The organism is Cognatundibacterium curvum (assembly GCF_014284235.1).
Taxonomy (GTDB): Bacteria; Pseudomonadota; Gammaproteobacteria; order Burkholderiales; family Burkholderiaceae_D; genus Undibacterium; species Undibacterium curvum.
In genome coordinates this window covers 427,358-449,721 of the sequence record NZ_JACOGD010000003.1, presented here as the reverse complement: position 1 = coordinate 449,721, position 22,364 = coordinate 427,358, and the positions used below count along the sequence as shown (strand labels likewise).

The window sequence follows — 22,364 nt, the reverse complement described above, 5'->3', positions numbered from 1 at the left end:
AAACTATTATTTTTAAGCCAATTTTTTAACATAAATTTGCACCGGCTTCATATTGATTCCCATGCGCCGGAGCAAAACGGGCTAAACTGGTTTATGATGCGATGCAATACAATAGATGGAAAGCTCTACCAGAAATCTGTTTTTTGTTGCCAGAAACTCCTAAATCTCAGTTACAGCCCAGGGAACTGCCTGTCTTTTTATCAGAAAGAAGTCACTATGCTCTACCAATTTCATGAATTGAACCGCGCATTTCTGAACCCCTTAACCCAGTGGGCTGAAGCCTCCTCTAAGCTATTTACCAATCCGGTCTCACCACTGGCACATACGCCTTACTCTCAGCGTATCGCTGCTGGCTACGAACTTTTGTTTCGCCTTGGAAAAGATTACGAGAAACCAGAGTTTGGCATTACTTCGACCACCATAGGCAAACAAGTTGTAGAAATCACACAAACTACTGCGGTAATACGGCCATTTTGCAAACTGCTGCACTTTAAAAAGGCCTTAAACGATAAGGAGCTGAGTAAGCTCAGGCAGCCCACCGTGTTGCTGGTCGCCCCTTTGTCGGGACACCACGCCACGCTGCTGCGCGATACAGTACGCGGATTGCTGCCGGATCACGATGTTTACATTACAGACTGGACCGATGCGCGCATGGTGCCACTGTCTGAGGGCAGCTTCCATCTGCACGATTACATTTACTATGTTCAGGATTTCATCCGTTTGCTGGGACCGGATGTGCATGTAATCTCAGTCTGCCAACCAACGGTACCGGTGCTGGCTGCGATTTCGCTGATGGCCAGCGCCAATGATCCTAAACTGCCAAAGACCATGACCATGATGGGTGGCCCGATTGATCCGCGCAAATCACCAACGGAGGTCAATAATCTGGCGACTGAAAAGAAGTTCTCCTGGTTTGAGAATACAGTGATTTACAACGTACCGGCTAACTATCCTGGCTATGGACGCAAGGTCTATCCAGGCTTTTTACAACACGCGGGTTTTGTCGCGATGAACCCTGACCGCCACGCGCAAAGCCACTGGGATTACTATCAACACCTGATCAAAGGTGATGATGATTCAGCCGAACAGCATCGTAAATTCTATGATGAATACAATGCCGTACTCGATATGCCAGCTGACTACTACCTGGAAACGATCAAGACGGTATTCCAGGAATTCCGTCTGCCTAAAGGCACCTGGGAAGTCGAAGGCAAGCTAGTCAGGCCACAGGACATTAAGACTGTCGCGCTGTTCACGGTCGAAGGCGAACTGGACGACATTTCCGGCCCTGGTCAGACCCAGGCAGCGCATGATTTGTGCAGCAGCATTCCCGCCAGTATGAAACAGGATTACGTCGCACCCGGTTGTGGTCACTACGGCATATTCTCAGGCCGCCGCTGGCGTGAAATGATATGCCCGAAAATCGGTGAATTCATCCGCAAGCACGGCTAATCACCATTGAAAACAAAAACGCCGCCGCGAGGTGGCGTTTTTGTTTGTGAGTCGCGCAAAATCAGGGGATAATCCCAGTTTTGGCGCTTGCTTCCTGAGTGGCAAGCCGACCCTGATTTTTCCTTTCGAGTTCTTCCTGTGCCATCTTCTGCATCCGTCTCACTTGCTATTCAACTTGAAGCACTGTTACCGCAAACCCAATGTACTAAATGTGGCTATCCGTCTTGCCATGATTATGCAGTCGCGATGGCGGCTGGCCATGCCACTCATAATCAATGCCCACCTGGGGGCGAACAGGGTATTGCCTTGCTGGCTGATGCACTTGGACTGCCCGTCATCCCTTTGAATCAAGAGCACGGCGCAGAGCGTGAACGGCCGGTCGCTGTGATTGAAGAAGCCTATTGCATAGGCTGCACCTTATGCATACAAGCCTGTCCGGTCGATGCCATCGTCGGTGCAGCTAAACAAATGCATACTGTGATACCGGAATTGTGTACCGGCTGCGATTTATGTGTTGCACCCTGCCCGGTAGATTGCATTTCCATGATCTCTGTCACGCCAGGAAAAACCGGCTGGTCAGCCTGGAGCGAACAACAAGCCAGCCAGGCCAAAACAGCCTATGACAGCCGCAATGTGCGACTGCAGCGTGAAAAATACGAGAACGAACAAAGACTGGCAGCCAAAGCGGCCGCCAAACTACAAGCGCTGGAGGCGGAAGCTGCCGTCACCGCTGAAGAGCAAGCCAGCAAAGACAGAAAGAAGGCGATCATTGCTGCAGCAATCGAACGTGCACGCTTGAAAAAACTGGAAGCCGAAAAAGGACAAGGTGCATGAACGCAGAAAAACGCCAGCTGATTTTCCAGCGTCTGCAACAGGAAAATCCACATCCAACCACAGAACTCGAATACAACACACCATTTGAATTGCTGATCGCGGTTTTGTTATCCGCGCAGGCTACGGACGTATCGGTCAACAAAGCGACCCGCAAACTGTATCCAGTTGCGAATACACCTGAGACCTTGCTGCGCTTAGGGGTAGATGGCTTGATGCCTTACATCCAGACCATAGGCTTATACAAAACCAAGGCAAAAAACGTGATCGCGACCTGCGAGATTCTGCTACGCGAGCATCAAGGCCAGGTGCCACAGCAGCGTGAAGCACTGGAAGCCTTGCCTGGCGTAGGCCGGAAAACCGCCAACGTGGTTCTGAATACGGCTTTCGGCCAGCCTACCATCGCGGTGGATACCCATATTTTCCGGGTGTCTAACCGGACTGGCATTGCGCCCGGCAAAAACGTAGATATCGTCGAACAGAAGCTAATGAAATTTGTTCCCAAAGAATTCAGGCTGGATGCACATCACTGGCTGATACTGCATGGGCGCTATACCTGCATCGCCCGCAAACCTAAATGTTGGAATTGCATGATCGCCGATTTATGCGATTTCAAAGAAAAAACGCCCCTACCCGATAAGGTGTAAGGACGTTTTTTTAACAATGTAAGCAGGCAGTACAACAAGAACTGCCCGCTCAGCAATCAGACGATACGGCAAGCCTGTTCAAAACTCAGACGTGGTCCGCGTGGATGTAATTTACTGGCATCACCATAGCCAAGATTGCAGATGAAATTCACTTTAACTTCGCTACCAGCAAAGAAAGTCGCATTGACTTTATCGGCATCGAATCCCGACATCGGGCCGCAATCCAGACCCAGGGTACGCGCTGCCAGCATCAGATATGCGCCTTGCAAGGAGGAGTTACGGAAGGCCGTCGCATCGATCAGTGCTTGATTCCCGGCAAACCAGGAACGTGCATCCGCATGTGGAAACAATTGTGGCAACTGATCATAAAATGCCATATCCATACCGATAATTGCGGTTACCGGCGCAGTTTTGGTTTTCTCGAGATTTCCCTCAGCCATGCAAGCGAGCAAGGCGGATTTTTGTTCTTCGGACTTCACAAATACGATGCGCGCAGGGGAAGTATTAGCAGAAGTTGGCGCCCATTTCATCAGATCATACAATTCGTGCAACAAAGCATCCGCTACTGGTTTATCCTGCCAGCCGTTATGGGTGCGGGCGTTGGTAAATAAGGTTTGTTGGGCTTCGGTACTTAACATGATGATTCCTTTTCTGGAAAACGAGGGAAAAACTTGGCGCATGATAAACGAAGACGCAGAGTCCGTGTGCACGCCGCTATTAAATTGCCCTGCACAAGCGAATTCAGAGACTACACTTGCCCATCGCCGCGAAGACTGGACAGCCAGACCTGTGTTTTTACCCTACAATAGGCGGCTTTTTCCAACGCTCATAATCAGGAAGCCGTATGTTTAACCCCAGCCAGGATGATGTCCGTCGTTTTTTCTGCGAAACATTCAGAAAAATGCATGCAAAAGAAATTCTGACACCACTGGAATCGATTGCTGCCGACTGGATACAGCAACATCCTGAGTACGATCAGGCGCTGAGCGATGTTGAGGCTGCTTTGCAAGCGAATTACAGCGTGGATCAGGGCCAAACCAATCCCTTCCTGCATTTATCTATGCACTTATCGATCAGCGAGCAAATTTCTGTCGATCAGCCACGTGGTATTCAGGCTGCGGCACGCCAGCTGGCACAGCGCTACAATTCAGAACACGAGGCACACCATCAAATCATGGAATGCCTGGGCGAGATGATCTGGAATTCCCAACGCTCAGGTCTGCCGCCAGATGGTCAAGCCTACATAGAAGCAGTACAGAAGCGTTGCCGCTGAGCTCAAATCAGCTTCAGCATAAAAAAATGCCACGGTGCGAGACACACCGTGGCATTTTTTATTTTTTGCTGTTTATTTCTTGAGTACCAAACTACCCGGCAGGCTGGATAAATAGGCGGAAATATTGGCAATATCCGCTGCGCTCAAGGCCTTGGCCTGCCCACCCATGATTGCATTCGTGCGTCCGTTCGGACCATCGCCACGCTGGTAGGCTTTTAAGGCATGTTCCAGATAATCTTTGTGTTGACCAGCGATTTTAGGATAGGCCGGATCTATCGGGGAGTTAAAGTCTTTCCCATGACATGAGGCACAGTTATATTTTTCTGCCGCCGCTTTACCTGCATCGATATTCCCTGCCGCCAGCGCTGTTGCGCTCAACATCGCCAGGGACAGAATTACACCAGTGATTGCTTTCATGCTGACTCCTGTTCTTATTTTTGTTGTGAATAATAAGCGGCCAGATCGGCGATATCCTGATCAGTCAGGCTACCCGCGATACCACGCATAGAAGGATTTTTACGCTCGCCTTTCTGATAGGCTTTCAGCGCTGCTTCCAGGTATTTGGCAGACTGACCACCAATTTTAGGTACCTGAAACACTTCCGGATAACTGGCTTTATAACCGGGTATCGCATGGCAACCTATGCACATGGCAATCTTTTTATCGGCAGCGTCTTTAGCATTTCCAACTACTTCCGCTGCTGCCGCAGCTTGGGCGAGACTCGCAACAGCGAGGAGTGCGAACAGTTTTTTCATAGGAACAATAGATTAGTACGGTTGGAACAAAGAAAATGACCCGTAAGCCTGCAAAACTCAGTGTATGCGAACAAATTTTGAAGGCACTACGGGCTGTCTCAAACCACAGCAACGGATTTGCATCAGTCTTACTACATGTTGATGTTGCACATCATTCTATATGATGCACATCAAACTCCAGATGAAAAACATGCGGAATGCGGTCTATTTCCCACACTTTTTATGTTGCAACTGCACAAGAAACGTCTTGCGTGGCTACCTGGATATGTATAACTCTTTCGAACAGCCAAAAATAGAACAGGCGTTCACAGGTTACAGGAATCTCGCTTATACTCAGACCCTGGGCCCAACCTTACCGACACAACTATGACGCAAGATACAACTAGCTTACGCTTTGATGGTGCCGACAATTATGTCGCCACAGATGATTTGAAACTGGCCGTGAATGCCGCCTTACGCCTGCAACGCCCATTACTGATCAAGGGGGAACCTGGTACAGGAAAAACCATGCTGGCTGAAGAAGTCGCCGCTGCACTGGGCATGCCGCTATTGCAATGGCATATCAAATCAACCACAAAAGCGCAGCAAGGCCTGTATGAATATGATGCAGTTTCACGCCTGCGCGATTCACAACTCGGTGATGAGCGTGTCAAAGACATCCATAACTACATCGTTAAAGGCGTGTTGTGGCAGGCATTTACCGCCGAACAGCCAGTGGTGTTGCTGATTGATGAAATCGACAAAGCCGACATTGAATTTCCCAATGACTTACTGCGCGAACTGGATCGCATGGAGTTCTATGTGTATGAGACACGTGAAATGGTCAGGGCGCGCCATCGTCCGCTGGTGATCATCACGTCCAATAATGAAAAAGAATTGCCGGATGCCTTCCTGCGCCGCTGCTTCTTCCACTACATCAAATTCCCTGACAAAGAAACCATGCAGCAAATCGTCGATGTGCACTTTCCAAATCTGAAAGGGGATTTGCTGAGTCAGGCACTGCAAACTTTCTATGAAGTCCGCGAGATTGCCGGTCTGAAGAAGAAGCCTTCCACCTCTGAGCTGATCGACTGGCTCAAGCTCTTACTGGCTGAAGATATCCCAGCCGAAGCCTTGCGCAGCAAGGATAACAAGGCCGCAGTCCCTCCCCTGCACGGTGCTTTACTCAAAAATGAACAAGATGTACATCTGTTTGAGCGCATCATGATGATGGCAAGGAATAACCGCTGATTTTGTCAGGATAATGGCAAAAAAACAGGCTCGTTGCGAGCCTGAACACCTTAATTAAACCTGAATCGACCCTGAATCAGAAGCACGGCACCGGCACCGTTTGAGGTGCCGTGTACAAATCAGCTTACTGTGCCTGTTTGAGCTGATCCAGAATTGCCGGATTTTCCAGTGTAGAGACGTCCTGGGTGATTGCCTCGCCTTTTGCGAGTACACGCAACAGACGGCGCATAATTTTGCCTGAACGTGTCTTAGGCAGATTATCACCAAAGCGGATTTCTTTTGGCTTCGCAATCGGCCCAATCTCCTTGGCAACCCAGTTACGCAACTCTGTCGCTATCTGCTTGGCTTCATCACCGGTAGGACGTGCGCGTTTAAGTACCACAAATGCACAGATCGCTTCACCCGTCGTATCGTCCGGCTTACCAACTACAGCAGCTTCGGCTACCAGCGGATTCGCAACCAGTGCCGATTCTATCTCCATGGTACCCATGCGATGACCAGATACATTCAGCACGTCATCAATACGACCGGTAATGGTGAAGTAACCGGTCTCTTTGTTACGGATCGCGCCGTCACCTGCCAGATAGACCTTGCCACCAAACTCTTCCGGGAAATAGCTTTTCTTAAAGCGCTCAGGATCACCCCAGATGGTACGTATCATAGACGGCCATGGGCGTTTGACGACCAGAATACCGCCCTGTCCGTTCGGCAACTCATTACCGGTTTCATCCACGATGGCGGCCATAATGCCGGGTAAAGGCAGCGTGCAGGAACCGGGTACCAGCGGCGTTGCGCCCGGCAACGGTGTCATCATGTGACCACCGGTTTCGGTTTGCCAGAAAGTGTCGACGATAGGACATACATTGCGTCCTATGTTTTTGTAATACCACATCCAGGCTTCAGGATTGATAGGTTCCCCGACCGAACCCAGCAAACGCAGGCTGGACAAGTCATAGCGATCCGGATGCACGGCGGCATCGGCGTCAGCTGCTTTAATCAGCGAGCGGATTGCGGTAGGCGCGGTATAGAAAATACTGGCCTTGTGTTTCTCTATCATGGACCAGAAGCGTCCGGCATTCGGGAAAGTCGGTATGCCTTCAAACACGATTTCAGTCGCACCCATCGCCAGCGGGCCATAAGTGATATAGGTGTGTCCAGTGACCCAGCCAATATCAGCAGTACACCAGAACACATCGTCAGGCTTGATATCGAAAGTCCACTTCATGGTCAGCTTTGCCCACAGCAGGTAGCCGCCGGAAGAATGCTGCACGCCCTTAGGTTTGCCGGTTGAACCCGAGGTGTACAGGATGAACAGCGGATGTTCGGCGCTGACCCATTCCGGCTCGCAGACTACATCCTGTGTCGCCACCAGCTCATGCATCCACAGGTCCCGCCCTGCCTTTACCTGAATAGCGCCGCCGGTGCGGCGGTAAATCACGACATTTCTGACCTTTTCACATTCACCCAGCGCCAGCGCCTCATCGACGATCGCTTTCAGTGGCAAATGCTTACCACCCCTGACCTGCTCGTCGGCAGTAATTACGGCCACCGCGCCCACGTCTACGATACGTTCTTGCAGCGATTTCGCAGAAAAGCCACCAAATACCACGGAATGGGTAGCGCCAATACGTGCACAAGCCTGCATCGCGACCACACCTTCGACTGACATAGGCATGTAGATCACAACCCGGTCGCCCTTGCTGATACCCAGGGATTTCAAACCATTGGCGAACTGGCAGACTTTTTGATGCAATTCACGGTAAGTGACCTTAGTGACTTCACCGCCATCGGCTTCGAATATCAAGGCGACTTTCTCTGCATTGCCATTGTCCAGATTCACATCCAGACAGTTGTAAGACACATTCATTAAACCATCCGGGAACCACTGATACAAAGGCGCATTCGACTCGTCCAGCGTGGTTTCGAAAGGCCGCTGCCAGTGCAAATTCTCACGTGCCAGTCTGCCCCAGAAACCTTCGTAATCCTGCTCGGCTTCGCGACATAATGCATGGTAAGCATCCATGCCGGAAATCGCAGCTTTCGCAGCGAATTCAGCGGGCGGTGGGAAAATACGGGATTCGGCTTTGATTTCGTTTTCTGCTGCGCTGTTTGTCATCTTTGTCTCCAACTGGATTAATCGCATCAATTGCATCTGAAAATTCGCAGGTCTTTGCCCGGAAACAGGTGCTGTCTGAAAAGCGACTCTTTCAGCCGCCTGGCGCGCCTGGCCTCCGTTTTGCCCGGTGATGTGCCAACCTTAAACGCAGAGACTTACTAAAGCCTTACGCATCATCGGACAATTACAATACCAAAATAATACCATTCAAATTCCTTTAACAAACCACTGGTATTGCCCTATGACACGGCAGACTTGCTCAGATGTAAAATAGCGCTTTCGCACCCTTTAGTTTTCTCAACTCAGAATTGATCTATGTCAAATCCAAAACAGTTCACCAAATTATCGCCCTTAGCAGGTCTCATTTTTTTCAGCCGCTGGCTGCAACTGCCGCTGTATCTGGGTCTGATACTCGCGCAATGCGTCTATGTATTTCATTTCTGGGTAGAGCTGATTGACCTGATCGGCGCTGCCATGGGGAATCAAAGCGCCTTGCAACACATCCTGGATGCCGTGTCTGCCGGTGCGAACCGGCCGACCAAGCTCAATGAAGCAACAATTATGCTGGTGGTATTAGGCCTGATTGACGTTGTGATGATTTCCAACCTGCTGATTATGGTCATCATCGGCGGTTACGAGACCTTTGTATCCCGTCTGGGTCTGGACGGACACCCGGATCAGCCTGAGTGGCTGTCCCATGTCAATGCCTCGGTATTAAAAGTCAAACTGGCAATGGCAATTATCGGCATTTCATCAATACACTTGCTCAAAACCTTCATCAATGCAGCCAATTACACGGAGACCGTGTTGCTGGCTCAAACCGGCATCCACCTGGCCTTCCTGTTGTCTGCACTGGCTATCGCCCATTGCGACCAGATCGTGACGCGCACCCAGTTGGCATCGAAAGACCATCATTAAGCAAAACTGTTAGATAATTCGTCTGCTACCTGTCGCCCTGAGCCTTCATACAGCCTGGCTGTAAGTCTGGGTTCAGGGCCAGGGTGTAGACTGATGCCGACTTATCCAAGGTCTGCACTCAGCTTTACCCTCACTATTTTTTTAATCAGCCAAGAGCCATCCCATGACAGTCATCAAACAAGACGATCTGATTGAATCCGTCGCAGCCGCGCTGCAATACATCAGCTACTACCATCCAGCCGATTACATCGCCCATCTGGCGCGCGCCTATGAAGCAGAACAAAGTCCGGCAGCGAAAGATGCGATTGCCCAGATCCTGACTAACTCTCGCATGTGCGCCGAAGGCAAGCGCCCTATCTGCCAGGATACCGGCATCGTCAACGTATTCCTGAAAATCGGTATGGGCGTGCGTTTTGAAGGTTTCTCCGGCTCGATTATTGACGCCGTCAACGAAGGCGTACGTCAGGGTTATAACCTGGCAGAAAACAAGCTGCGTGCCTCTATCGTGGCTGACCCTCAATTCGAGCGCAAAAATACCAAGGACAATACGCCGGCCGTGGTGCACATGGAACTGGTACCCGGCAATACCGTGGACGTTAAAGTCGCGGCTAAAGGTGGTGGTTCAGAAAACAAAACGAAATTCGTGATGCTGAATCCTTCCGACTCTCTGGTGGATTGGGTCATGAAAACAGTGCCTACCATGGGTGCAGGCTGGTGTCCGCCAGGCATGCTGGGTATAGGTATCGGTGGTACTGCAGAAAAAGCGATGCTGATGGCGAAAGAATCCCTGATGGATGACATCGACATGTATGAACTCAGACAGCGTGGCCCGCAAAACAAACTGGAAGAACTACGTATCGAGCTGTGCGACAAGATCAATGCACTCGGCATCGGCGCTCAGGGTCTGGGCGGTCTGACTACCGTACTGGACGTCAAGATCAATATGTACCCGACCCACGCAGCGTCTAAACCGGTTGCGATGATCCCTAACTGCGCTGCGACCCGCCATGCGCACTTTGTGCTCGATGGTTCTGGTCCTAGCTATATAGAACCACCGAAACTGTCTGACTGGCCAGAAGTGCATTGGACACCGGATACCGAAAAATCCAAACGCGTCGATCTCAACACCCTGACTAAAGAAGAAGTCGCGTCCTGGAAACCAGGCCAGACCTTGCTGTTGAACGGCAAAATGCTGACTGGCCGCGATGCTGCCCACAAGCGTATTCAAGACATGCTGGCGAAAGGCGAATCCTTACCGGTCGATTTCACCAACCGCGTGATTTACTATGTGGGTCCGGTTGATCCTGTGCGTGATGAAGCAGTCGGCCCGGCTGGCCCGACCACCGCAACCCGCATGGATAAATTCACCGACATGATGCTGGAAAAAACCGGTCTGATCTCCATGATCGGTAAGGCAGAACGTGGTCCGGTTGCGATTGAATCCATCAAAAAGCATCAGTCTGCATATCTGATGGCCGTTGGCGGCGCTGCTTATCTGGTATCCAAAGCGATCAAATCCGCAACCGTCGTTGGTTTTGCTGACCTCGGCATGGAAGCGATTTATGAATTTGACGTGGTGGATATGCCAGTTACGGTTGCCGTTGATTCACAAGGCACCTCGGTACACAACACCGGCCCGAAAGAATGGCAGGCAAAGATCGGTATTATCCCGGTTCAGTAAGCTAATCTTTGTGCAGCGCGCACAGCGGTCAATTCTGCAGCGATGCAGGATTGGCTGCCTGCTGCGCCACCTTTGCATTCCGCTCCAGTCTGCATCACAGTCTGGAGCATTTTTTATTCTGGATTCATTGCATATGATTTTTGATTCAGGCAGCCCGATAGGAATTTTTGATTCCGGCATCGGTGGTCTTTCGGTACTGCGCCACATCCACGCCTTGCTTCCGGAAGAAAATCTGCTCTATATCTCGGACGCAGCCTACGTGCCCTATGGAGAAAAAAGCGAACAAGAGATTACCGCACGCTGCATGCTGATTGCGCAGTATCTGTTCGCACGAGGTGTTAAAGCACTGGTAGTCGCCTGCAATACCGCAACCGCAGCGTCCATACAAAAATTGAGAGCAGCGTATCCTGAACACATCATTATCGGTTTAGAGCCGGGATTAAAACCTGCTGCTGCATGTAGCAACAACCATGTGGTCGGCGTGCTGGCGACGCAACGCACTTTACAAAGCGAAAAATATCAGCGTCTGCGTGATCAGTTAATTCAGGAAAATCAAACCCGCTTTGTAGCACAAGCCTGCATCGGTCTGGTCAATCTGATCGAACAAACCGACATGGACGCTGACGAACTGCAGCAGTTATTGTGCAGCTACTTGCAAGTCATAGCCGATGCCGGTGCAGATACACTGGTATTGGGCTGCACCCATTATCCGTTTGTACGCGAAAACATAGAAAACGTTTATGCCAGTCTGCGTCCGGGTCTCGCCGCAGCCACCATCATTGATACTGGTATCGCTGTCGCCCAGCACCTGCAACGTCTGTTAATCCAAAAACAGTTACAAAGCCAGCGCACAGCTGAGGACCCGGCACAAAGCGGCAGCATTGCAGCCTATACCACTGGCGACGTCACTCATTTGCGCAGCATGCTGGACAAGCTCCTGCAGCTCAACAACTGCCCTGCATCAGCACTGCCCTTGCCTGGCTGATGCAGCAATACAAATCCGGGTTTGCATAATTAGCATCTGCGATTACAATCGCGGCAAACCTAAACGCAGCAAGCACTTCATACACCGCTAAAGTGAGATTAAATTGAATTTGCAGATGAATGAAAAACTGGAGCTGAGCCGTTTCCTGAAACTGGTCAGTGCTGCGATCGTCTTATTCTTCCTGGACTTCGGCAAGGAAGTGCTGATTCCGATGACGCTGTCTGTGATACTGTCATTTCTGCTGGCACCGCTGGTGAGGCGGCTGCGCCTGATCGGCCTGCCTTCCAGCGTATCAGTACTGATGACCGTTTTTATATTTGCTGCATCGATCTGTTTCGCCGGTTTAGTACTGGGTAGTCAGGTAGTCAAACTCGGTACCAGTCTGCCTCAGTATGAATCGACCATACGCGACAAATTACGCACGCTGAATGCCATCACTCTGGAAAAACTGCACAGTGTCACTGGCAAAACCGACTTTGTTACCGACCCTTTTTCGCGCGAACTGGCTACTGCAAATAATGACAACGGCCTCACACCACAGGGAAATAAGCCGGTGGCGGTCGAAGTGCATCAGCCACCTGCGACACCCGGCCAGCTGATCGCCAATATTCTGGACTCCGTCACCGGGCCGGTAGAAACCATAGGCCTGGTGTTTGTGATGCTGGTCTTTATTTTGCTGGAACGCGAGTCACTCAGGGACAGATTTATCAGTCTGATTGGCAGTAATAATCTGCGTGCCACCACGGTCGCCGTAGATGATGCGGCACGCCGCCTGTCACGTTTTTTCATCTCTCAATTTGCCGTGAACGGTGCCTGCGGCTTAAGCATCACCATCGCACTGGCAGTAGTGGGATTGCCGCAAGCCGTGTTGTGGGGCGTATTAACTGGCTTGCTGCGTTTTATTCCTTACATAGGCGCCTGGATAGCGGCCGGACTGGCTACCTTGCTGGCATTTGCTATTTCACCCGGATGGGAATTGACTATTGCCACCCTGGTCGTGTTTATCGTGATCGAATTATTGTTCGGGCATGTGATTGAGCCGCAGTTATATGGACATACCACTGGCCTGTCACCTTTATCGGTGGTGGTGGCAGCGGTATTCTGGAGCTGCATCTGGGGGCCGGTCGGTCTGGTTTTATCGACACCGCTGACACTATGTCTGGTGGTGGCGGGACGTTATATATCGGGGCTCAATTTCCTGGGCGTTTTACTCGGCGATGAGTCTGCACTGACTTTGCCAGAGAAATTCTATCAACGTGCACTGGCCGGGGATTCTGATGAACTGATCGATGCTGCCCAGCGTTACTTGCAACGCCATTCCGTAGCTAAGTACTGCGACAGTGTGCTAATCCCTGCACTCAGACTGGCCCAAGCCGATTTCTCAGTGAGCGCAATTACCGATGAAGAAAAACATAAAGTTGGGAATGCGATCGCCTCCGTCCTGGTATCACTGGAATCCAAAGCACCATTCTGGCGCCGCCGTCGCAGCTCAGTGTTGGATGGAGAGACGCTGGCCCGCCATCTGATCCATGAGCGTGAACTGACCCATGGTAACTATCAGGGCCCGATTGATGTGCCGGCTGGCTCTGTCATCCTGGTGACAGGTGTGCGCGAACAAACTGATGAATTAGCCGCCGAAATACTGGTTAGGGTACTGCGCGCTGCACATATCGATGCGCGGCACATCTTTACAACTGACATCAATCAGCCGCCGCCAGATGTACCAAGCAGCATGGTAGCTGCTGTCTGCCTGGTCACCGCCAATTCAGATGAAAACCATCCGGCGATGCATGAACTGGTCACGCAGATACAGCAAAAAATACCACAAGCCTGTCAGTTAGCTTTGTTTATACCCGGTGATACCAGCCAGGCGATACAGGAAACCCCATGTGAGTCGGAACTGATACAGGCTTTTTACTCGTATCAGGAAATTACCGCATCCATCACCCGCCATAAGGCACAGAACCCATCCTGAGCACTGTGCCATCATGAACCAGATGTAAAAAAAGCGATGTCTGAGCATCGCTTTTTTGTTTGCAGCCGTATGGATTAGTTCAGTACCGCGGCGATTGCATTTGCTGTCGCTTCCACGTTGGATGTATTCAGACCCGCCACACACATACGTCCGGAACGCACCAGATACACGCCGAATTCTTCTTTCAGACGATCACACTGCTCTGCCGACAAGCCGGTATAGCTGAACATGCCGCGCTGGGTCAGGAAATAGCTGAAATCACGGCCGGGTACTTTCGCACTCAGCACATCGTGCAATTTACGACGCATCAGCTGGATACGATCGCGCATGGCCACCACTTCCGCTTCCCACATAGGACGCAATTCAGGGTCAGTCAATACACGTGCCACCAGCTGGCCGCCATGCATAGGCGGATTCGAATAATTACGGCGTATGGTAGCCTTCATTTGACCCAGTACATTCACAGCCTGCGCTGCGTCCGGGCAAACCACGCTGAGCGCACCGCAACGTTCGCCATACAGACTCATGCTCTTAGAGAAGGAGTTCGCCACGAAGAAGCTCAGACCTTCATCGGCCAGCAAACGGATCGCATACGCATCTTCTTCGATGCCATCGCCATAACCCTGATACGCCAGATCCAGGAAAGGAATCAGCTCGCGCTGTTTGAGCACAGGCACCAGCGCCTGCCATTGTGCCTTGGTCAGATCTACGCCAGTCGGATTGTGGCAGCATGCGTGCAACAGCACGATGCTCTTAGGCGCGGCTTGCTGCAAGGCTTCCAGCATCGCGTCGAAGCGCAGACCGCCAGTTGCTGCATCATAGTAAGGATAGGTTTTAACAGTCAGGCCTGAACCTTCAAATACTGCACGGTGATTATCCCAGGTCGGATCGCTGACCAGAATAGAGGATTGTGGGAAGTAACGATGAATAAAATCACCGCCTACTTTCAAGCCACCACTGGAACCTACAGTCTGCAAAGTCACAACGCGGCCTTCGCGCAATGCGGCATGCTCTGCACCGAATAACAGATGCTGAACCGCAGTGCGGAAGTTAGCTGCACCTTCCATAGGCAGATAAGGACGCGCACCGGCTTCAGCCACCACTTTATGCTCCGCAGCACGTACTGAAGGCAGCATAGGGATTTTGCCGTTATCGTCGAAGTAAATACCGATAGACAGATTAATCTTGTTTGGACGCGGATCTTTACCAAATGCCTCGTTCAGAGACAGGATAGGATCGCCAGGATAGGCTTCGACATGCTGAAACATGGTTTGACTCCGGTAGTGATGGACTGTGACCCCATCGCAGCGGCAGCGTAAGGACGCCTTACCGACGTGATGATGCGTAAGCCCTGTGAAAAGAAAACTGCCTGGCACCCTGCGCAGACCCACTCTCTTCGCAAAGGCGCAATAGTCCGGCATTTTGACACATTCTGAGCAGCAATCAGGATACAGATAGTGTTTTTAGTAGGGTGAACAGAGGAGCAAAGCAGTGCGCGGCCTAAAAATTGGCAAATAAAGCAATAAACCAGCTCAGAAACGCATACATGCTGCAATTGAAGCCCAGATACAACAAAGCGCCACCCCTGCCTGAGCCAGGATGGCGCTACACTGCTTACGAATGCCGCTGAACTCCCGCCTGCGCGGGACTGACAGCACCGGCTGAGTTACTCCCCGGCGTGATTATGAGAATAATCGGTAGCGTCTACCGGCACATCGGCACCAGTTTTTCCTTCAAAGAAGAAGGGCTTTCTGGCCTTAGGATGTTTGCCGGTCTGATTCATGGTCGCCGTTTCAAACAAACGGCCATTCATCATCACATGCGTGATGCGGTCAGACTGGCGGATATCCTGCAATACATCGCCATCGACGATCATCAGATCTGCCAGCTTGCCTGCCTCCAGCGAACCCACATCTTTATCCAGCCCCAGATAGCGCGCGCCATTCAGAGTCGCACTGCGGATCGCTTCGATTGGTGTCATACCGCCCTTCACCATAGTCCACATTTCCCAATGTGCAGCCAAGCCTTCACGCTGACCATGCGCCCCCAGATTCACAGGCACACCGGCACGCTGCAGCTCATTCGCAGCCTTGGCGACACGCAGCACATTGAAGTCTTCTTCGGGCGCTGTTTCGCGCCGTATGCTACGTGGTTGCAACACCGAGCGTGGCACATATTTAGACAGGATAGGATGCTTCCAGACATCGGTGCGCGCATACCAGTAATGCTCGCCATCAAGCCCGCCATATGCCACACCTAGCGTAGGCGTATAACCGACCTTGGTCTGTGACCATAATTGCTTGACGTCGTCATACACATTTTCTACCGGCAGCGCATGTTCTATACCGGTATGCCCATCCACCACCATGCTCATATTGTGCTGGAACAGCGAACCGCCTTCCGGCACCACCATCATGCCGGTCTGCCTTGCGGCTTCCAATATCTGCTGTCTTTGTTCGCGACGTGGCTGGTTATAGCTTTTGACCGAAATAGCACCGGCAGCTTTCATGCGTTTCAGATGAGTGAGCGCATCATCGAAATTATTCACCACTGCGCTGAAATTCCCCTTAGCGCCATACAGGATGGTGCCGGTGGAAAAAATACGCGGCGCCACCACGGCTCCGGCTTTTTGCATTTCACTGTGCGTGAAAATTTCATTGGTATCGTTAGACGGATCGTGAATAGTCGTGACACCAAAAGCCAGCGAAGCATAATCTATCCAGCTTTGCTGAGGGATAATGCCACCCTCACCCATACCACCATGCCAGTGCACATCGACGATACAAGGCAAAATGGTTTTGCCGCTTGCATCAATCATGGTCGCACCTTCGGGTACAGCGACATCAGCGACACGTCCTATCTGCTCGATACGGTTATCACGGATCACAATGCGGCCATTGTCGATCACTTCATCGCCCTTCATGGTCGCAATGCGTGCGCCGGAAATCACGGTCACGCCACTTGGTTTATCGGCCTTTTGTTTAAAGCCGATATGCAGGCCATCTTCGCTAAATTTAGGCAATTCCGCAGGCGCACCTGGCACAAAGCTGAAAGCATCTTTTAAGTCACGGGTAAATAACTGATTACCTAATGCAAAATGGATTTTTTGACTGTCACCCGACCAGTGCAGGTACTGACCCGCATTCACATCCAGCTGACGTACCGGCAGTGCATCCATTTTCTGCCCTATGCTGACCGGCTTGCCCGCCAATGGTAAAGGCGTAACATAGGCATGGAAACGCTCACCAAATGCGAGCCACTGACCATCAGGCGAAATCGCAAATTCACCTGCGAATTCACTTTTCGCGACCGCCTGCTCAGGACTTCCATCAAGCGGAACTTTGACCAATGAGGTGCTCCAGTCAACTTCACCGGTGTACTTGGTACGACTCACATACACCGCGCTGCTGTCTTTGCCAAACTGCGGCGCACTGCCTTCTTCTGTCAGTAATTTAGGCGCTGACTGACCATCGGCAGCCACGGTATAAACACCGGTATCCAGGCCATTCCAGGGCGTAGTCAGATAGCCGCCACGTGCTTTGACATAAGTGACGGTTTTGCCATCCGGGGACAAGCGCGGATGCGTGTATTTGCCGGGGGTTTTGGTCACGATGGTTTCTTTGCCTGTACCCAGATCCAATACGCGCACTGAACCTGTCTGTTCATCATTCCAGGTCGTGTAAACGACACGCTTACCATCTTTCGAAAAGCTAGGGAAATATTCAAAATGCTGACTCTGACTGGTCAGGCGCTTAGGCTGACCATCAGGTAACTGGCGCACATACAAATGACCCAGCGCTGAATAAATCACTTTATCGCCAACCGGAGAAACCTGGACCCAGCGCAGCTGATGCACATCGAACTGTTCAGGCGCGACCTCATGTGCAAAGCGCAGGGCTGGCGTGATTTCACGCGTATCTTTGACGTGGAAAGCGATTTCTGTCGCTTTACCGGCAAACGGATCGAGGCGCCACAGCTTACCTTTCGCCCACACCACGATCTCTTTACTGCCCGGCATCCAGGCAAAGGAAGGATAGACGCCGTGGATGGCCCAGGCTTCCTGCATATCACGCTCCAGCTCCGGCCAGGCCGCACGTTCTTCACCAGTCTGCAAATCCTTCAGGAACAAGGCAGATTGATTGCGGATACGACGCACAAAGGCCAGATACTTACCGTCCGGCGAAGGAACCGGCCGGACCGCACCACCGGCGCCACTGACCAGTGCCTTAACTTTACCGTCCTGTAAATCTTTGCGGAAGATCTGGTAAATCTGACCGTTGGAATCTTTGTTATATTCAAACGAAGTGCCACCAGTCGTATCCTGGGAATAATACACATAGCGACCATCGGGCGAGAATGCAGGTTCGCCCAGGTCCTTCTGCCAGTTCGGTTTTTCATTGAGCTGTATGCCAGCACCACCTTGGGTGTGATACATCCAGATTTCACCCGAACCCAGTGAGCGCGTACCGCTGTAATGCTTGCGTGCCGCCAGATACTGACCTGACGGATGCCAGACGGGATTATTCAACAAGCGAAAATCTTCTTTGGTCACCTGACGCGGATTGCTACCATCCGCGTTCATTATCCACACATTATCGCCGCCACCCGCATCCGACATAAAGGCGATTTGTTTACCATCGGGCGAAAAACGCGCCTGCATTTCCCAGGCAACTGAGTGCGTCAGAGGCTTAGCCTCACCGCCACTGATGGGCAAGGTGTAGATATCACCCAGCAGATCGAATACGATTTGCTTACCATCCGGACTCACATCCACACTCATCCAGGTACCGCTACGGGTATCAATATTGACGACTTGTTTTTCACCAGGTGGCTGATTCACATCCCACTTTTTTGCAGGCTCTTTTTTTACCTCGTTTGCCGCATACATATCGCCACTGTTAGCTGCAAAGCACAGCGCCACTGCGAGTGGGATTAAACGTTTTTTTGACACAGAAACTCTCCTTTTTTGACTTATTTTTTTGCACTGCAACACCGAAATCCCGGTGCACTTGGTATTCAGCCCGCCGGACTAGGATGTATCACAATGTAGAAAGTTCCGAATTGAATAGCTTCCTTTGAAATTACTTCATTTCCCAGCATGTCAGATAACAGCATCGCTACCCCAATACTGAGGGAAACGAGCTATATCAGCTATTTATCTCCACAATCCCAGATATATAGCTGGGCAATCCAAAAAATTAGAGGTAGTTGAAATTGAAATTACGCTTGGAACGCTGACGCAACATCATCAGAAAACGAGGCTGGCTTAGGTGGAAAATACATATCCATGAAAAGTTTTTTTCAGGAGAAATATTAAATTGAACAAAAAAACGACATTTATTTATTAAATTGCTACCAGTTTTTACGATTTTACTTGGAGAAATAATACAAATTGTTACTATTAATGTCGGGGCACAAATTTTTTCTCAGCGGGGGGGATCTCGTGGAGAAAAAGTGAACATCAATTGCTGCATTGCGAAGAAGAAGCGTTTGCATTGTAGGGGTAACCCCACGCGAACCTGTCATTGATTGGGTTTTCTATAACCGGAGAGTTAAAGAATGAAATTAAATAAAATCACAGCTGCATTAGCAACGATCGGTATGTTCAGTACCGCTGCTTTTGCGCAAGAAGCACAGACCACTGAAAAGATTCAAAAAGTGGAAGTGACTGGTACCAGCATCAAACGTACTAATACTGAAACAGCATCTCCAGTGCAAGTGATCAGAGCAGAAGACATCAAACGTTCTGGCGCGACTAACATGTCCGAACTGATGCAAACCATTCCATCCATCACATCCGGTGGTCAGAATGACTTCACATCCGGCAATGGTTTTGCTGCTGGTACAGCAACTGCATCCCTGCGTGGTCTGGGTTCTGCATCGACACTGACGCTGATCAATGGCCGCCGTATGGCAGCAACAGCAACAGCTGATCCTAACTCCGGTCAATCCACCCTGTACAACATCAACAATATTCCAATGTCCGCGATTGAGCGCGTTGAAGTATTGAAAGACGGCGCATCCGCTGTTTACGGCTCTGATGCGATCGCCGGCGTTGTGAACATCATCCTCAAAAAAGAGTACAAAGGCCTGGAAGCAACTGCAACCACATCCGGCGCGACTCAGGGTGGCTTCAAAAACAATAACATCTCCCTGTTCGGTGGCTACGGTGATGTAGACACAGACGGTTTCAACATTATGGTTGGCCTGGATGTCAGCAAACGCGAAGGCACTAAAGTTGAAAAATCCGGTGGCATCAGTGCTTTACCAGTAGCACGCGGCAAATGGGGCGGTGATATTTTCGGTGCGGACAGCGCGATTACTTTTACACCTAACTACTATCCTGAAACAGGTGTAGGCAGCGGCGTTTACAACACGAATGCACCTGTGTATCCAAGTAAATGTCCTGCAAATCAAGTCAGCTCGACTATTTTGTCTAGCAAAGCACCAGCTTGCGCAATGGACTTGAACCAATATGCTTACTTCACTACGCCTTCGAAGTCTGCCAACCTGTTCTCCCGTGCTTCTTTCAATGTCACTAAAGACATTACTGGCTTTGTTGAGGCTGGTGTATCGCGTCTGGAAAATGAATTTCCAAGCAGTGGTGGCTTCGCCACCCTGTCCAGCGGTCTGAGCACCTGGTTTGACCCTGCAGGTAATCGCCGTTCTTTCCGCTTTGCACTGCCAGCCAATCATCCGGACAATCCTTTGTTTGCCGCGAACAGTGCAAACCAACTGCGTGTAGCGACTGGCGCACGTCTGGCTGATATCGCTGCAGGTACTGATGTCACGCAAACCACCTATCGTCTGGTCGGTGGTCTGAGCGGCACACACTTTGGCTGGGACTGGCAGTCTGGTGTAATGCTGAATAAATCCAAACGTGAATCCCGCGACTACGGTGCAATCAATGCCGTGACCGCAGGTGCTGCACTGGAAAAATATCGTTTTGGCGGCACTAACAGTGCTGAATTGCTCAAGCAAATTAGTCCTGATGCAAACTCCCGCGGCGAAACAACCGTCAACAGCGTTGACCTCAAAGGTTCCACAGAATTCGGTCAACTGGCTGGTGGCGCTATCGGTATCGCTGCAGGTGGCGAATATCGCCGTGAAAGTATCGAGATGGTTTCTGATGCCAATCTGGCAGCAGGTAACTACGTTGGTCGTGGCGCATCGTCGGCAACTGGCTCACGCAATGTCGCCTCTCTGTTCACAGAAGCTAACCTTCCAGTGCTGAAGTCTGTCAATATCGAGGCAGCGGTACGTTATGACCGTTACAGCGACTATGGCTCTTCAACGACGCCAAAAATTGGCTTCAAATACACACCGATTCCTGAATTAAGCTTCCGTGGTACGGTTTCTGAAGGCTTCCGCGCTCCAGGCCTGACGCAGATCTCGACGTCGAATGTATCCAGCTTCCAGACCATCAACACTAACCGTGACTGGGTACGGTGCCCGACCGGTGCGGCAATTCCTGGCGCGACTAACTACGAAACCAATGAATGTACGACTGGTACTCGTAGTATCGCGTCGTTCATCGTTGCCAATACTCAGTTGAAACCAGAAACATCCCGCAGCAAAACCCTGGGTCTGGTATTTGCACCGACAGCAAACTTCAGCGGTACGCTGGACGTGTATCAAATCAGCCGCAAGAATGAAATCGATCGTCTGAGCTCTAACGACATCCTGCGTAAACTGTATGCTGAAGGTAACACTTTTTACAATGACGTAGTATTCCGCAGTCCTGACCCGACAACATTGTTGAAAGACGCAAAAGGCAATCCTATTCCAGGCACAGGCACTGTAGTTGGTGTAAAACGTAAATACCTGAACCTTGGTGAATCCATTGTTAAAGGTGTGGATCTGGAATTGGCTTACAAAGCAAATCTGGGTGAATGGGGTCGTTTGAATACAACTTTGTTTGCTGGCTATATTGACAGCTTCAAATATCAAAGCGAAGCAGGCAATCCATTTGTTGATACATCGGATACAGGCGACACACCGCGCTTGAAAACCCGTCTGAATCTGACTTGGTCTCTGAATGACTACTCCGTATTTGGTTCGATGAACTATGTGAGTGGCTATGGTCTGCCTGCATTCAACACCACAACAGGTGTAAAAACCATCTGCAGCCCAGGCTTCACTAAAGCAGAGTTAGCAGAAACATCTGATTGCCGCGTAGCTTCATTCACGTCCTTCGATATGGGTGCAACTTACACAGGCTTCAAAGATCTGACACTGCGCGCAACAGTACGTAATGTATTTGATCGCAATGCTCCATTCGATCCCAACTACAACTACTACAACACTGTTCTGCACAACCCACAAGGTCGTGCTCTGACAGTCAGCGCAAACTACAAATTCAAATAATCAAGTCATCGTTTATTGAAATTGAAGTGTAAAAACCCGGCTGAAAAGCCGGGTTTTTTTATCTGCTTCCTTCAGGAACTCCAGGCACAGTAAGCAGTCTGATACCCAGCTCAAACTTCACCCGCCTAAAGCTA

General features: G+C 50.7%; 16 protein-coding genes. 10 read left to right on the top strand and 6 right to left on the bottom strand.

Features of this window, described 5'->3' with window-relative positions:
- The first annotated feature begins 216 nt into the window (after positions 1–216).
- The 3 genes from H8K43_RS08095 to nth all read left to right on the top strand — a co-directional run bounded on the left by H8K43_RS08095 (position 217) and on the right by nth (position 2,930).
- Positions 217–1,452 (top strand): polyhydroxyalkanoate depolymerase, encoded by a 1,236-nt coding sequence (locus tag H8K43_RS08095; protein WP_186903348.1) that lies wholly within the window; start codon positions 217–219, stop codon positions 1,450–1,452.
- 138 nt (positions 1,453–1,590) lie between these two features.
- Positions 1,591–2,286: an electron transport complex subunit RsxB gene (gene rsxB, locus H8K43_RS08090; protein ID WP_186903347.1), complete on the top strand. Its 696-nt coding sequence runs from the start codon at positions 1,591–1,593 to the stop codon at positions 2,284–2,286.
- A complete protein-coding gene (nth, locus tag H8K43_RS08085; protein ID WP_186903346.1) occupies positions 2,283–2,930 on the top strand; it encodes an endonuclease III in 648 nt (215 codons plus the stop codon). Before rsxB ends, nth begins: the two co-directional genes overlap by 4 nt.
- Positions 2,931–2,986: 56 nt before the next feature.
- Here the strand turns inward: nth and H8K43_RS08080 are convergent, their stop codons facing one another.
- Complete coding sequence (locus tag H8K43_RS08080) at positions 2,987–3,571, bottom strand: malonic semialdehyde reductase (RefSeq protein ID WP_408058500.1); 585 nt, start codon at positions 3,569–3,571, stop codon at positions 2,987–2,989.
- Positions 3,572–3,774: 203 nt separating this feature from the next.
- Here H8K43_RS08080 and H8K43_RS08075 point away from each other — a divergent pair, with 203 nt between their 5' ends.
- Entirely contained in the window at positions 3,775–4,203 is a 429-nt protein-coding gene (locus tag H8K43_RS08075) for a DUF1841 family protein (protein ID WP_186903344.1), read from the top strand.
- Positions 4,204–4,275: 72 nt separating this feature from the next.
- Here H8K43_RS08075 and H8K43_RS08070 read toward each other — a convergent pair whose 3' ends face one another.
- Together H8K43_RS08070 and H8K43_RS08065 are read right to left on the bottom strand one after the other, a co-directional pair.
- On the bottom strand, positions 4,276–4,620 hold the full coding sequence (locus H8K43_RS08070; protein WP_186903343.1) for a c-type cytochrome: 345 nt from the start codon (positions 4,618–4,620) through the stop codon (positions 4,276–4,278).
- Between the two features lie 14 nt (positions 4,621–4,634).
- On the bottom strand, positions 4,635–4,958 hold the full coding sequence (locus H8K43_RS08065) for a c-type cytochrome (protein ID WP_162020286.1): 324 nt from the start codon (positions 4,956–4,958) through the stop codon (positions 4,635–4,637).
- A 366-nt stretch (positions 4,959–5,324) separates the two neighbouring features.
- Here H8K43_RS08065 and H8K43_RS08060 point away from each other — a divergent pair, with 366 nt between their 5' ends.
- Complete coding sequence (locus tag H8K43_RS08060) at positions 5,325–6,188, top strand: AAA family ATPase (RefSeq protein WP_186903342.1); 864 nt, start codon at positions 5,325–5,327, stop codon at positions 6,186–6,188.
- A gap of 124 nt (positions 6,189–6,312) precedes the next feature.
- Here the strand turns inward: H8K43_RS08060 and acs are convergent, their stop codons facing one another.
- On the bottom strand, positions 6,313–8,304 hold the full coding sequence (acs, locus tag H8K43_RS08055; protein WP_186903341.1) for an acetate--CoA ligase: 1,992 nt from the start codon (positions 8,302–8,304) through the stop codon (positions 6,313–6,315).
- A gap of 315 nt (positions 8,305–8,619) precedes the next feature.
- Between acs and H8K43_RS08050 the strand changes: the two genes are divergently transcribed.
- From H8K43_RS08050 to H8K43_RS08035, 4 genes are all read left to right on the top strand, one after another.
- Positions 8,620–9,222: a TIGR00645 family protein gene (locus H8K43_RS08050; protein WP_186903340.1), complete on the top strand. Its 603-nt coding sequence runs from the start codon at positions 8,620–8,622 to the stop codon at positions 9,220–9,222.
- 163 nt (positions 9,223–9,385) lie between these two features.
- A complete protein-coding gene (locus tag H8K43_RS08045; protein ID WP_186903339.1) occupies positions 9,386–10,903 on the top strand; it encodes a fumarate hydratase in 1,518 nt (505 codons plus the stop codon).
- A 133-nt stretch (positions 10,904–11,036) separates the two neighbouring features.
- Positions 11,037–11,888: a glutamate racemase gene (murI, locus tag H8K43_RS08040; RefSeq protein ID WP_186903338.1), complete on the top strand. Its 852-nt coding sequence runs from the start codon at positions 11,037–11,039 to the stop codon at positions 11,886–11,888.
- A gap of 115 nt (positions 11,889–12,003) precedes the next feature.
- Positions 12,004–13,863, top strand: coding sequence for an AI-2E family transporter (locus H8K43_RS08035; protein WP_186903337.1), 1,860 nt, complete (start codon positions 12,004–12,006; stop codon positions 13,861–13,863).
- A gap of 74 nt (positions 13,864–13,937) precedes the next feature.
- Here the strand turns inward: H8K43_RS08035 and H8K43_RS08030 are convergent, their stop codons facing one another.
- Together H8K43_RS08030 and H8K43_RS19165 are read right to left on the bottom strand one after the other, a co-directional pair.
- Positions 13,938–15,131: an amino acid aminotransferase gene (locus H8K43_RS08030; RefSeq protein WP_186903336.1), complete on the bottom strand. Its 1,194-nt coding sequence runs from the start codon at positions 15,129–15,131 to the stop codon at positions 13,938–13,940.
- A 398-nt stretch (positions 15,132–15,529) separates the two neighbouring features.
- Positions 15,530–18,814: an amidohydrolase family protein gene (locus H8K43_RS19165; RefSeq protein WP_222610988.1), complete on the bottom strand. Its 3,285-nt coding sequence runs from the start codon at positions 18,812–18,814 to the stop codon at positions 15,530–15,532.
- Between the two features lie 608 nt (positions 18,815–19,422).
- Between H8K43_RS19165 and H8K43_RS08020 the strand changes: the two genes are divergently transcribed.
- Entirely contained in the window at positions 19,423–22,230 is a 2,808-nt protein-coding gene (locus H8K43_RS08020; RefSeq protein WP_186903335.1) for a TonB-dependent receptor plug domain-containing protein, read from the top strand.
- Positions 22,231–22,364 lie beyond the last annotated feature (134 nt).